The sequence below is a fragment of the Paractinoplanes lichenicola genome (assembly GCF_016785085.1).
Classification (GTDB): Bacteria; Actinomycetota; Actinomycetes; order Mycobacteriales; family Micromonosporaceae; genus Actinoplanes; species Actinoplanes lichenicola.
Window position 1 is genome coordinate 385113 of the sequence record NZ_JAENHO010000001.1, and the last position, 12570, is coordinate 397682.

The following is a 12570-nucleotide window of genomic DNA, read 5'->3' on the forward strand; positions in this document are numbered from 1 at the left end:
CGAAGGTGACGTTGGTGGGGATGGATGGGGGCTTACTTGGCGAGCAGCGGCACCATCTGGTCGAGCGCGTACGGGATGCTCAGCACGGTGCTGAACGAGAGCGCGGCGCCCAGCGGCGGTTCCTCGTACGGGAGGAAGACCGCGCGGTTCTGCTTGGCCACCGCGAGCGTGCCGTAGACCTTGTCGGCCTTGACGGTGGTCTCGGTCGAGGCGTCGCCGGTGAGGAAGACCAGCTTGTCCACGTCGACCAGGGACAGCTGCTCGGAGCCGATCTCGGCCGCGTACTCCTTGCCGACCGCGTCCACGATGGGCTCGGGCGTGACGAAGCCGAGCTTGGTCAGCAGCACGACCTTGGGATCGTTGGGCGCGAAGACCGCGTACTTGCCCGGCTCGTACGGCTCCACGACGGCCACCGACTTGCCCTTGAAACCCGGGTTGGCCGTCGCCAGCTGGGCCAGCTTGGCGTCGATGCCGGCGATCAGCTTGTCGGCCTCGGCCGGCTTGCCCAGGGCCTGGCCGACCATCTTGGTCATGTCCTGCCAGGGGGCGGTGTAGTCGTCGAAGCCGACGGGCTGGGCCACGGTCGGGGCGATCTTGGAGAGCTTGTCGTACTGGTCCTTGCTCATGCCCGAGTAGAGCCCGATGATCAGGTCGGGCTTGAGGGCGGCCACCTTCTCCAGGTTGAAGTCGTCGCGCTCGCCGACGATCTCGGGGGCCTTACCCGCCCAGAGGGGCTGCGCCCACGGCCATTTGCCGTACGGGCGCTCGAGGAACCAGTCGATCGCGCCGACCGGGACGACGCCCAGCGCGAGCACCGGATCCTGGTCGCTCAGCCCGAGGGTGACCACCCGGCTGGGCGCGGCCTTGATCTCGGTGCTGCCGTATTTGTGCTCGACGCTGACCGGGAAGGCGGAACCGGCGGCCTCGCTCGACTGTGGGGTGGAGGCGGCCTCGTCGTCACCCGCGCAGCCGGCGAGCGAGAGAACGGCGGCGGCCAGCACGGCGGTGAACCGGCGGCGGGCAGAGGTGAGCAACGGGTTCCCTCCGATGGAGACATGGACGCCGTCATCGTAAGGTTTGCCTAACCTAAGTCACAAGCGGTCCCTGCGCGCTCGGTAAGGGTTAGGCAACCCTTAGCATAGCCACCATGTCCACCGTGGAGGAAGCATGACGACAACGGCCCCGGTCAATGCGGCCGTGGCGACCGTTCCGAGGCGTACGGTGTTGTTGATCACCGCTGTCGTGGTGCTGGCGGTCCTGTGCGTGCTGTCGCTGGCCGCCGGGAGCAAGGCGGTCCCGCTCGACGAGGTGTTCCGGGCCGTGTTCGACCGGTCGGCCGCCCGGGTCGACAACCCGCAGGTCGAGGCGATCGTCTGGGGCGTCCGGGTCCCCCGCACCATCTGCGCCGTGCTCGTCGGGCTCGCCCTGGGCCTGGCCGGCGCCCTGATGCAGGGCCTGACCCGCAACCCGCTGGCCGACCCGGGCCTGCTCGGGGTGAGCGCGGGCGCGTCGTTCGCCATCGTCGTCGCGGTGGGCTTCCTCGGCGTGACCGCGGCCGCCGGCTATGTGTGGTTCGCGCTGGCCGGGGCGCTCGCCGGGGCCGTGGCCGTGCAGGTGCTGGGCAGCCTGGGCCAGGGCGGCGCCACCCCGGTCAAGATCGCCCTGGCCGGGATCGCGCTGACGTTCCTGCTCGGCTCGTGCACCAGCGCGATCGTGCTGCGCCACCCCGAGGCCCTCAACCGCTTCCGGTTCTGGTCGGCCGGCTCCCTGACCGGCGCCGACCCCGCGATGCTGTGGCGCATGTCCCCGTTCCTGGCCGCCGGGGTCGTGCTCGCCCTCGCCGCCGGGCCCGCGCTCAACAGCCTGGCGCTGGGCGAGGACACGGCGATCGCGCTGGGCCGCCGGGTCGGGCTGATCCGCCTCCAGGCCGTCGTGGCGGTGACATTGCTGGCCGGGACGGCCGTGGCGATCGCCGGGCCGATCGTCTTCATCGGGCTGGTGGTGCCGCACGTGGCCCGGCTGATCACCGGCCCCGACCACCGCTGGCTGCTGCCGGCGACCGCCCTGCTCGCTCCCTGCCTGCTGCTGGTGGCCGACATCCTGGGCCGGGTGATCACGCGGCCCGAGGAGGTGCAGGCGGGCATCGTGGTGGCCTTCCTGGGTGGACCGTTCTTCATCACGCTGGTGCGGCGGAGCCGGGCGGTGGAGCTCTGATGACGAGGCGCGACACCGAGCCGACCACTCACGACGCCGCGCCGGCCGACCGCAACGCCACGCCGACCGACCGCGCCGCCACGCCGACTGCTCGGGCCGGCACCCCGCCCGGCCGCGGCCCCGCGCTCCGGGCCGGCGCCTTCCGGATGTCCGCGCTGCCGATCTCCGGGGTCGTGCCGCCCCGAACCGTTGCCGTCTGCCTCGCGCTGATCGTCGCCACGTTCGGCGTGCTCTGCGTGAGCCTGGCCCTGGGCGACTATCCGGTCAGCCTGCCCGACGTGCTGAGCGCGCTGGTCGGCGGTGACAACGGCGGTTCCGCGTTCATCGTCCGCGAGCTGCGCCTCCCCCGCGCGCTGACCGGCCTGCTGGTCGGGGCGGCGTTCGCGGTCTCCGGCGCCATCTTCCAGACGATCACCCGCAACCCGCTGGCCAGCCCCGACATGATCGGCATCAACGCCGGGGCCACGACCGCGGTGGTCGGCGGCATCGTGCTCGGCGTGGGTTCGGGGGCCTGGCTGGGCGTGCTCGGCGCGCTGGCCACGGCGGCGCTCATCTATCTGCTGGCCTGGCGGCGCGGGGCCAGCGGCTACCGCATCGTGCTGGTCGGCATCGGCGTCGCCTGGATGTGCACCAGCGCCACCGATTACCTGCTGACCCACGCCAAGCTGCACGAGGCCCAGGAGGCGTTCGGCTGGCTGGTCGGCAGCATCAACGGCCGCGGCTGGGAGACAGTCGGCCCGCTGGCCCTCGCCGTCGGCCTGCTGCTGCCGCTCGTGCTGCTGCTCACCTTGTGGAGCCGCACCCTGGCCCTCGGCGACGACGTGGCCCGCGGCCTCGGCACTCCTGTGCAGCGGGCCCGGTTCGGCCTGCTGCTGGCCGGGGTCGGACTCGTCGCCTTCGCCACGGCGGCCGCCGGCCCGGTGCTCTTCGTCGCCCTCGCCGCGCCCCAGGTGGCCCAGCGGCTGGCCGGCCAGGCCACCCCGCCACCGGCCACGTCCGCGCTGACCGGCGCTTTCATGGTGCTCGTAAGCGACCTGCTGGCCCGCTACTTGATCCCGGACGCCGACCTGCCCGTCGGCGTCGTCACCGGCGCGCTGGGCGCAGCCTTCCTGCTGTGGCTGCTCGCCCGCGCCAACCGAGCCGGCGCCGGAGGCTGACCATGACCCCATCGCTGAGGCCCGCCATCCACAAGCCCGCCATCCACAGGCCGACCCTGGCCACCCGCCATGGAGGACGATCTTGACCGCGCATCAACCCGAGCTGCGGGCCGAGGGGCTGCGCCTGGCCTACCCCGGCCGGATCGTGGTGGAGGATCTCGATCTCGAGCTGCCGACCGGCCGCATCACGGCCATCGTTGGGGCCAACGCCTGCGGCAAGTCGACGCTGCTCCGAGCGCTGGCCCGCCTCATGCCCCCGGCCGCCGGCTGCGTCAGGCTCGACGGCGAGGCGATCCACACGCTGCCGACCCGGCAGGTGGCCCGGCAGGTCGGCATCCTCCCCCAGTCCCCGGTGACCCCGGCCGGCCTGACCGTGGTCGACCTGGTCAGCCGGGGCCGTTCACCCCATCAGAGCTGGTGGCAGCAGTGGTCGGCCGCCGACGAGGCCGCGGTGAGCGCCGCGCTGGCCGCCACGGGCATGACCGATCTGGCCCACCGCCCGGTCGACGAGCTCTCCGGCGGGCAGCGGCAGCGGGCCTGGATCGCGATGGCCGTGGCCCAGGAGACGCCGGTGCTGCTGCTGGACGAGCCGACCACGTTCCTCGACCTGTCGCACCAGATCGACGTGCTCGACCTCGTCGTCGATCTCAACCGGCGCGACGGCCGGACCGTCGTGATGGTGTTGCACGACCTCAACCAGGCCGGCCGGTACGCCGATCATCTGGTCGCCCTGAAGGCGGGCCGGATCGCCGCACAGGGCGGTCCGGCCGCCGTCATCACTCCCGAGGTGGTGGCCGACGTGTTCGACGTCGACTGTCAGGTGACCGTCGACCCGGTCAGTGGCACGCCGCTGATCATCCCGGGCGGGCGGCACCACCTGCTGGGGGCGTCAGCCGAGGAATAAGGCGAACGAACAAAAGCTCGTCAGCCGATGAATGACGGGTGACGGACCTCCGCGTTGGCGACCACCGAGGCCAGGATCTCGGCCGAGCGCACCGACGTGTTGGACAGCAGCGACGACGAGATGCCGTGGGTGTGCTCCGTCCCGCCCTGCAGATAGACGCCGGCCCGCACCCGGGGCCCGAGGTCGATCCGATAGTCGCGGGCGACCACCACCTGCCCGGCCTCGTCGCGCCGGCACTCCGCGGCGAAGTCACCGAGCAGCGCGGCCGGGTCGGGCTGGCGGTAGCCGGTGGCGAACACCACGGCGTCGGCCTCCAGCACCTGCCGCTCGCCGCTGATCATCGATTCGACCACCGTCTGCACCTTGTCGCCCAGGCGGACGGCCTCGGTCACCTTGGACACGTTGAGCAGCCGCAGCCGCTCCTCGCCGCGCACCTTCTCCTGATAGACCCGGCGGGACAGGTCCTCGATCAGCTCCTGGTCGACCACCGAATAGTTGGTGTTGCCGTGATAGTCGAGCATCATCTGCTTGACCTGCGCCGGCGCCGCGAAGTAGTCGTCCACGGCGGCGGGGTCGAAGATGCGGTTGGCGAAGGCGCTGTCGTCGGCCGGGCTGTAGCCGTAGCGGGTGATCACCGCGTTGACCTCGGCCTGCGGGAACTCGCGGTGCAGATAGTCGACGGCCTCGGCCGCGCTCTGGCCGGCGCCGACCACGACAAAGCGCTTCGCCGAGGGCGCCTCGACCTTGAGCCGCTCGGCCTTGGGCAGCAGATCGCGGGTGTGCCAGATGCGGTCGTCGGCGGTCACCCCGTCGGGCAGCCGCGGCGTCAGGCCGGTGCCCAGCACCAGGTTGCGGGCCCGGTGCACCAGCGGCCCGGCGTCGCCGGTGACGTCGGCCGAGACCACGTCGAACCAGGCGACCTCGCCGTCGCGCAGCACCGGGCGGATCTCGACCACCTCGCGGCCGTACGTGACATCGCCGTCGACGAGCTCGGCCGCCCACTGCAGATAGTCGTGGAACTCCATGCGGGACGGGAAGAAGTTCTTCTGATTGATGAAATCGATCAGACGGTCCCGGCTCTGCAGGTAACACAGAAAGCTGAAGTCACTCTTCGGATTGCGCAGCGTGACCAGGTCCTTGAGGAACGAGACCTGCATCGTCGCATCCTCGAGCAGCATCCCCCGATGCCAGCCGAATCCCCGTTGGCGCTCCACGAAGGCCGCGGTCGCCGGGCGCGTTCCCGGCGTCGGCGGAAGCTCCGCATTGTGTTCGGCGATCGCGATCGCCAGAGCCAGATTGGACGGACCGAACCCGACGCCGACCAGATCGTGAATCGACCGGTCGCCGTCGAAAGGTTCCTCTGACATACGTGTCCCATCACGTGGGCCGGGCATGCCCGGGGCGCGGAAACGGATACCACTTCGAGCCGGGTGTATCCACTTGAACACCCTGCGTGCCTTAGTTAGGCAAGGCTAACTATAGTACGATCGCCATCGATCGTGAACACCCGGCCGCACGCCGTCCATCAGGGACCGTGGCTACGAGGAGGACATCGCCCATGCGGGTCACAATGTTCGGATATCAGACCTGGGGGCACCGCACCCTGCAGGCGCTGCTCGACTCCGAACACGAGGTGACGCTGGTCGTCACCCACCCCAAGAGCGACCACGCGTACGAGAAGATCTGGGACGACTCCGTCGCCGATCTCGCCGAGAAGCGCGACGTGCCGGTGATCCTGCGCAACCGGCCCGACGACGACGAGCTGCTCCAGGCGCTCAAGGCGGCCGATCCGGACGTCATCGTGGCCACCAACTGGCGCACGTGGATCCCGCCGAGCATCTTCAACCTGCCCCGGCTGGGCACGCTCAACGTGCACGACTCGCTGCTGCCGGCGTACGCGGGCTTCTCGCCGTTGATCTGGGCTTTGATCAACGGGGAGAAGGAGGTCGGCGTGACCGCGCACATGATGGACGAGACGCTCGACGCGGGCGACATCGTGCTGCAGCGCGCGGTGCCGGTCGGCCCCCGGGACACGACGACCGATCTCTTCCACCGCACGCTCGAGCTGTTCGGGCCGATCACCGTGGACGGCCTGGCGCTGATCGCCTCGGGCCGCACCGACTGGGTCAAGCAGGACAGGTCGAAGGCCAGCTTCTTCCACAAGCGGGCCGACGAGGACTGCCGCATCGACTGGGGCTGGCCCGCGGAGGATCTCGACCGGCTCGTCCGGGCCCAGTGCGAGCCCTACCCGAGCGCGTACACGTTCCACCGCGGCCGCCGGCTGGAGATCGTCGCGGCGGAGGTCTCGACCGGCATCTACGGCGGGACGCCCGGCCGCATCTTCTATCGCGAGGGCGACGGCGTCGCGATCGTGGCCGGGGCCGACGCCCGCCACGGCCGCAACCACGCCCTGCTGGTCACTCGCGTCCGCACCGACGACGGCCACGAGCTGGCCGCCCACGACTACTTCACGTCGATGGGCGGCTATCTCACGAACCAGGCCTAGGCCCTGTTTCGCAGTGGGGGCGGGGCTGCGGCAGGGCCCAGATCCCGCCTGGCGGCGTCCCGGGAAAGCCAGGTTCCAACACCGGGAGCCAGGCTTCCCCGGGCCACCACCAGACGAAATCTGGACCCGGCCTCGCTCCCACCCCCACCACGAAACAGGGCCTAGATGAACTCGCTGCGATAGTCCGCGGCGAGTTCGGCCGCGCGGCGTCGCCGTTCCAGCAGCTCGTCCTGCGACAGCTGCGGGGGCGGGGCGTCCGCGCCGGCGATGACGTCACCGATGCGCAGGAAGTACTCGTCCTGGCCGGCCGGGGTGCACATGCAGAGCATCCGGGCCGGCGCGCCGGAGACGTTGCGGAAGTTGTGCGGCGCGTTGGCCGGGATGTTGATCGTCGACCCCGCCCGTACGGTGTGCTTCTCGCCCCGGAACATGAACTCGATCTCTCCTTCGAGGAGCGTGAACATCTCCTCGAAGTCGTGCCGGTGCGGGGGCGGGCCGCCGCCGTCGGGCACGCGCATGTCGATCAGGCAGTACTGGCCGTTCGTCTGCTCGCCGGTGATCAGCATCGCGTACGTGTTGCCGACCAGCGAGATGTACGTCGTGGCGGGGTCGTCGGGGTTGGCGACGGTCAGCGACCGGGACGGATCGTCGTCGGGAATCATGCGACGACCTCGACCGTGACGACGACCTTGCCACTGGGCAGCGTGCCCTCGGCGGCCGCGGCGTGCACGGCGGGCAGCTCGGCCAGGGGCACCCGCTGGGCCACCTCGACCCGCAGGTCACCCTGGTCGATCAGCGAGACCAGGTGAGCCAGCTGCTCGGCGTCGCTGCGGACGAACATGTTGATTCCCCGTACGCCGCGGACCTCGTCGCTCGGGGCGGGCATCCACACCGCGGTGTTGACCAGCACGCCGCCGTCGCGGATCAGGGTGACCAGCGCGGCCAGCTGCTCCGGGGCGATCGGGGCCAGGTTGAGCACTACGTCGACCGCCGCGATCCCGTCGGCCTCGCCGTGCCCAAGCACCTCGTCGGCGCCCGCCGTCCGGACCCGCTCGGCGCTGCGGGCACCGGCCACCCCGATCACGTACGCCCCGGCCTGCTTGGCCAGCTGCACCGCGTAGTCGCCCACCGCGCCCCCGGCCCCGTTGATCAGCACCCGCTGCCCCTTCTCCAGGCCGGCGTGCTCGAACAGGGCCTGCCAGGCGGTCAGCCCGACCGTCGGCAGGGCGGCCGCGTCGGTCAGGGGGATGCTCGTGGGCGCGGCGGTCAGGGTCTCGGCCGGGGCCAGCACGTATTCGGCGGACGCGCCGGCGCCGTTCATGGGCGGGAAGCCGATCACCTGGTCACCGATCGCCAGGCCCTCGACGCCGTCACCGAGCGCGTCGACCGTGCCCGACACGTCGATGCCGGGCGTGTGCGGCAGCGTCACCGGGATCGGCCCCTGCATGAAGCCGCCGCGGATGTTGCCGTCGACTCCGTTGAACGACGTGGCCGCGACCCGGATCCGCACCTGACCGGCGCCGGGGACGGGTTGCTCGACGTCCTCGTACCGCAGGACGGACGGGTCGCCGTACTCGTGGAAACGCACTGCCTTCATCGTGATCCCTCTTCTTTCCCCATCGGTTGCTACGAACTCGAAGCATACTTTGCTTCGAGTTCGTAGCAACCCTTTGTGAGCACCGCCTCAACGGAATCAACCATCGCGGCAGTGGGAGACGGGGTGAAGGCCGTACTTATCCAGGGACAACTCGTCCGTGGATGCGGATCAGCGCGCGGCGGGCAGGGTGAACGACGGGCGCTGGGCGGTCAGGTTGACCTGGTGGCGCTGTAGATAGGTGGCCATGAACAGCGACGGGTCGCCCTGGGTGGCCACGTCGCGGGCCGGGTCGCCGAGGGCCAGCCGCAGCCGGGCGTCGGCGACCCGGACCGTGTCTCGCGACGGCAGGTCGTACCAGGAACCGGTCTGCACGGCCCCGATCTCGACCCCCAGCACGTGCCCGGGGGCCAGGGTCCAGTCGGTCGACTTGAGATCGAAGGTCGTGCGGCCGCGGGACAGCAGCGACACGTTCTCGTTGATGATCACGGCCTTGCCGCCGGGGGCGACGTCGTACAGCTTGACCATCATGTTGCCGCTCCCCCGGGCGTCCAGCGAGACCCGCGGCGTACCGGTCAGGCGGGTGGCCTTGGCGACGGGTTGCGAGAACTTGTACAGCGCCGAGGTGACGCGGCCCTGCTGGGCGCGCTTGACCTGCAACGCCGCCAGCTCCTTGGGGATGACCGGCTCGAGCCCGCCGGCGCTGGCCTCGCTCGGGTTGTCGGGGTCCGGCGCGGGCGGCGGCGGAACGGGCAGCCCGGCCTCGGCCAGCGCGGCGTACGCGTCGGCGCCGCCGTCCTCGAGGTAGGCGCCCCGGCCCAGCGACACGGTGACGTCCCGGCTGGTCACCGGCCACTGCTGCTGGGCGCGCCACTTGCCGGTGCTGTCCTGCACCGCGAACGCCGGATACTTCGCCGTCGGCGCGATGCCCTTGAGGTGCTCGTCGTAGAACGCGAACACCTCGGCGAACCAGCCGGCCCGGCCCATCTTGAGCCGCCCCTCCTTGTCGCGGTCATTTCCCCGTACGTGGTCCCACTGCCCCATCCACGCCCGCTTCGGCCCCCGGTGGTTGGCCAGATACTCCTGCATGTCCTCGGGCTTGGTGTTGTCCTCGATGAAGCCCTGGGTGAAGAACAGCGGCGTGTCGCTGCCCTTGGCCTGCGCCGGCACGTCACGGGCCCGCCAGTGCGGCGATCGCTGGTCGTTCTCGAGATAGCCGGCCGTGTAGGCGTCCAAGCAGTACGGGTGGCTGGCCTCGTAGGCGGCGTTCGCCTTGTACTTCGCGTCGTCGTCGGGCAGCTGCGGCAGCGCGGCGATGCTGCTGTAGGTACTGGGCACCAGGAACATGTTGAGCCGCTGGATGCCGTTGGAGTGCGGATTGCGGTACGGGTCCCAGACCGGCTCCTGCGCCACGACCGCCTTGAGCGCGTCCTGGTTCAGGTTGTTGCCGATCAGTCCGGTCAGGGCGTCGTACGACTTGCCGTACATGCCCACCGCCCCGGTCGACCAGGACCGGCTCGCGGCCCAGTCGATCGCCGCCCGCACGTCGGCCTGCTCGTCCGGCCCGGCGAAGTCGATACAGCCGCTGGAGCCGCCGAAGCCGCGCGAGTCGACCATCACGAAGGCGTACTTCTTCTTGAACAGCCCGCCCTCGGTGAACAGGTCGGAGAAGCGGGCGGACGGCCCGGCGTGCTTCCAGTCCTCCTTCGACTTCTGGCCCGAGTGCCCGAAATACGGGCCGATGGAGAGGATCACCGGCACCTTCTCCCCCGCGGCCAGCCCCTCGGGCAGCAGCACGTCGGCGTGCAGCTCGGTGTCCGAGCCGTCCGACGACGGGAAGTAGTGCTGGGTCCAGGAGGCGCCCTCGGGCACGCGCTCGTTCTGCTGGTGGGTGACCGCTTTGGTCGCGGTGGCCACGGCCGGTGCGGCGCCGGCATCGGCCGCGCTCACGGTCAGGAACGCCCCGGTCAGGGCGGCCGCCGCCACGACGGCGACGGCCGAATGCGTCGTCATGCGCAGTGTCTTCACGAGCCGAGTGAAAGGTGTGCCGTCGGGGCACAGTCAAGCCATCGACCCCGATCGGTCTAGGACGTCACAAACGGGCCACAGCGTTTGACAGCATCGGCGCCGGGCGGCCGTAGAGGTAGCCCTGGGCCTGGTGGCAGCCCAGCTCGCGCAGCACGGCGGCCTGCTCCTCGGTCTCGACGCCCTCGGCCACGCAGTCCAGCCCGAGCCCGCCGATCAGCGTCATGATCGTACGGACCAGCACGGTGGCCTCCGGGTCGCGGTGCAGCTCCGCGACGAACGACCGGTCGATCTTGATGCCGTCGACGGGGAGGCGGCGCAGGTAGGTCAGCGAGGAGTAGCCGACGCCGAAGTCGTCCAGAGCCACCCGTACGCCGAGGTCCCGCACGCTCTGCAGCAGGCGCGCGGCGACGTCGAGGTTGCCGATCAGCGCGGTCTCGGTCACCTCCAGCGTGAGCGCCGACGGCGGCCGGCCGGTCTCGGCCAGGGCCCGCGCGACGTCGCCGGGCAGCGTCCCGCCGGCCAGGTATTCGGCCGAGACGTTGACGTGCACGTTCGTCCCCGGGGTGGCGGCGAGCGCGGCCGTGAGCACCCAGCGATCGAGCGCGCGCATCAACCCGGCCTCGCGGGCCACCGGCAGGAAGTCGTCGGGCGGGACCGTCCCGTGGCCGGGCCGCCGCCAGCGCACCAGGGCCTCGACGCCGACCGGCCCACCGCCGCGCAGATCGACGATGGGCTGATAGACCAGGTGCAGCTGCTCGCCGGCCCGGATCGCGTGGGCGAGCTCGTCGCGCAGGGCCCGCCGCCGCCGGATGGCCGTGTCGAGCTGCTCGTCGTACGGCCGCCAGCCGCCCTTGTCGAGATCCTTGGCCTGATAGAGCGCGATGTCGGCGTCGCGCAGCAGGCTCTGCGCGTCGGCTCCGGGTCCGGCCGCGGCCACCCCGATGCTGGCGCGCACCGCGGTCCGGCGGCCGTGCAGCGTCGTCGGCTCGCCCAGGCGGTCCACGATTCCGGTCGCCACGTCACGGCCCAGCTCGGCGCCGCCACGACGCAGCAGCACCGCGAATTCGTCGCCGCCCAGCCGTACGGGCAGGGCGTTGTCACCGTGGGCGGCGGTGACCTGGCGGATCCGGTCGGCGGTCAGGCGCAGCAGGTCATCGCCCGCGCCGTGACCCAGCGTGTCGTTGACGATCTTGAAGTCGTCGAGGTCGATCAGCAGGAGCGCGGCCCCCGGGCGTACGGTGGCCAGGGCGCTCTGCAGGCCGGCCCGGTTGGCCAGGCCGGTCAGCGAGTCGTGCGCGGCCTCGTGGGCGTAGCGCTCACGCTCCGCGGCCAGGTCGCGGGAGAGCGCGGCGTTGGCCCGCAGGGCGAGGAACTGCCGGCCCAGCACGGCCCCGACCATCAGCAGGGCGGCCCACACCACCTCCGGGTCGAGCGCGCGCCCGCCCGCCGCCTGCACCGCCACCACGGCGACGTAACCCACAACCGGCACGTAGGGCAGCACCGGGCTGGAGGCGGTCGGCGCGGCCGGGGCCGGCAGGGGCGCGAGCGGCGCGATGCTCATCAGCACCGCGGCCGCGACGTAGCCGCCGAGCACCCAGGGCCGCAGCCAGCCCTGCCCCAGCACCTGGCCGACCACCTCGACGAGCAGGGTGACGGTGAGCACGACGATGCCGCCGCTGATCGCGGTGAGCGCGGTGGCCCGGCGCAGCGGCTGACCGGCCAGCTGCACGAGCGAGATGGCGAGCAGGGCGACGGCGGCGATCGGATAGGCCAGGTCGACCAGCGCGTTGGAGAAGGACCCCGACACCTGGATCATCGGGGCCAGCACCAGCGTCCAGGCCGTGCCGAGCAGGGCGCTGGCGGCGACGATGCCGTCCAGCCCCATCCGCATCTTGCCGACGGCCGTGCGGGGCGCGGTCGGGATGCTCAGCATCGCCACGACCGCCAGCACCAGCGAGCCCAGGTTGAGGATCGTGGCGATCGTGCCGCGTCCGGGGGCCACGCCGTCGCGCAGCGCGGGCACGCCCACCGAGATCTCGGCGAACGCCCAGCAGGCCAGGCCGGTGGCGGTCGTCGCCCACACCAGGCGGGTCACGCCGCGGCCGCGCCACGCCGTGACTGCGTGCAGCGCCACGCCGGCCACCGTGACCAGCATCATCGCGCAGCT

General features: G+C 71.4%; 10 protein-coding genes. 4 read left to right on the forward strand and 6 right to left on the reverse strand.

The window, feature by feature from the left end:
• Positions 1-32 precede the first annotated feature (32 nt).
• Positions 33-1034 carry an iron-siderophore ABC transporter substrate-binding protein gene (locus tag JKJ07_RS01790; RefSeq protein WP_236028172.1) on the reverse strand — a complete coding sequence of 334 codons (1002 nt, stop codon included), beginning with the start codon at positions 1032-1034 and terminating at the stop codon, positions 33-35.
• Positions 1035-1167: 133 nt separating this feature from the next.
• Here JKJ07_RS01790 and JKJ07_RS01795 point away from each other — a divergent pair, with 133 nt between their 5' ends.
• The 3 genes from JKJ07_RS01795 to JKJ07_RS01805 all read left to right on the forward strand — a co-directional run bounded on the left by JKJ07_RS01795 (position 1168) and on the right by JKJ07_RS01805 (position 4275).
• Positions 1168-2214 carry a FecCD family ABC transporter permease gene (locus tag JKJ07_RS01795; RefSeq protein ID WP_202989375.1) on the forward strand — a complete coding sequence of 349 codons (1047 nt, stop codon included), beginning with the start codon at positions 1168-1170 and terminating at the stop codon, positions 2212-2214.
• Complete coding sequence (locus JKJ07_RS01800) at positions 2214-3371, forward strand: FecCD family ABC transporter permease (protein WP_202989376.1); 1158 nt, start codon at positions 2214-2216, stop codon at positions 3369-3371. The genes JKJ07_RS01795 and JKJ07_RS01800 overlap by 1 nt, the downstream gene beginning before the upstream one ends.
• Positions 3372-3453: 82 nt before the next feature.
• Positions 3454-4275 (forward strand): ABC transporter ATP-binding protein, encoded by an 822-nt coding sequence (locus JKJ07_RS01805; protein WP_236028174.1) that lies wholly within the window; start codon positions 3454-3456, stop codon positions 4273-4275.
• 20 nt (positions 4276-4295) lie between these two features.
• Here the strand turns inward: JKJ07_RS01805 and JKJ07_RS01810 are convergent, their stop codons facing one another.
• Complete coding sequence (locus JKJ07_RS01810) at positions 4296-5642, reverse strand: lysine N(6)-hydroxylase/L-ornithine N(5)-oxygenase family protein (RefSeq protein WP_202989377.1); 1347 nt, start codon at positions 5640-5642, stop codon at positions 4296-4298.
• A 191-nt stretch (positions 5643-5833) separates the two neighbouring features.
• Here JKJ07_RS01810 and JKJ07_RS01815 point away from each other — a divergent pair, with 191 nt between their 5' ends.
• Positions 5834-6781 (forward strand): methionyl-tRNA formyltransferase, encoded by a 948-nt coding sequence (locus JKJ07_RS01815; RefSeq protein WP_202989378.1) that lies wholly within the window; start codon positions 5834-5836, stop codon positions 6779-6781.
• 161 nt (positions 6782-6942) lie between these two features.
• Here JKJ07_RS01815 and JKJ07_RS01820 read toward each other — a convergent pair whose 3' ends face one another.
• From JKJ07_RS01820 to JKJ07_RS01835, 4 genes are all read right to left on the reverse strand, one after another.
• Entirely contained in the window at positions 6943-7443 is a 501-nt protein-coding gene (locus tag JKJ07_RS01820) for a cupin domain-containing protein (protein ID WP_202989379.1), read from the reverse strand.
• Positions 7440-8378: an NADP-dependent oxidoreductase gene (locus JKJ07_RS01825; RefSeq protein WP_202989380.1), complete on the reverse strand. Its 939-nt coding sequence runs from the start codon at positions 8376-8378 to the stop codon at positions 7440-7442. The genes JKJ07_RS01820 and JKJ07_RS01825 overlap by 4 nt, the downstream gene beginning before the upstream one ends.
• 168 nt (positions 8379-8546) lie before the next feature.
• Complete coding sequence (locus JKJ07_RS01830; protein ID WP_202989381.1) at positions 8547-10403, reverse strand: CocE/NonD family hydrolase; 1857 nt, start codon at positions 10401-10403, stop codon at positions 8547-8549.
• A 64-nt stretch (positions 10404-10467) separates the two neighbouring features.
• Entirely contained in the window at positions 10468-12561 is a 2094-nt protein-coding gene (locus JKJ07_RS01835; protein ID WP_202989382.1) for a putative bifunctional diguanylate cyclase/phosphodiesterase, read from the reverse strand.
• Between the last annotated feature and the right edge of the window lie 9 nt (positions 12562-12570).

What these genes read in the sequence shown, in the direction of transcription:
- JKJ07_RS01815 (WP_202989378.1), top strand. Translation starts at nt 5,834, where the DNA reads ATGCGGGTCACAATGTTCGGATATCAGACCTGGGGGCACCGCACCCTG.
- JKJ07_RS01835 (WP_202989382.1), bottom strand. Translation starts at nt 12,561, where the DNA reads ATGATGCTGGTCACGGTGGCCGGCGTGGCGCTGCACGCAGTCACGGCG.
- JKJ07_RS01795 (WP_202989375.1), top strand. Translation starts at nt 1,168, where the DNA reads ATGACGACAACGGCCCCGGTCAATGCGGCCGTGGCGACCGTTCCGAGG.
- JKJ07_RS01820 (WP_202989379.1), bottom strand. Translation starts at nt 7,443, where the DNA reads ATGATTCCCGACGACGATCCGTCCCGGTCGCTGACCGTCGCCAACCCC.
- JKJ07_RS01825 (WP_202989380.1), bottom strand. Translation starts at nt 8,378, where the DNA reads ATGAAGGCAGTGCGTTTCCACGAGTACGGCGACCCGTCCGTCCTGCGG.
- JKJ07_RS01810 (WP_202989377.1), bottom strand. Translation starts at nt 5,642, where the DNA reads ATGTCAGAGGAACCTTTCGACGGCGACCGGTCGATTCACGATCTGGTC.
- JKJ07_RS01800 (WP_202989376.1), top strand. Translation starts at nt 2,214, where the DNA reads ATGACGAGGCGCGACACCGAGCCGACCACTCACGACGCCGCGCCGGCC.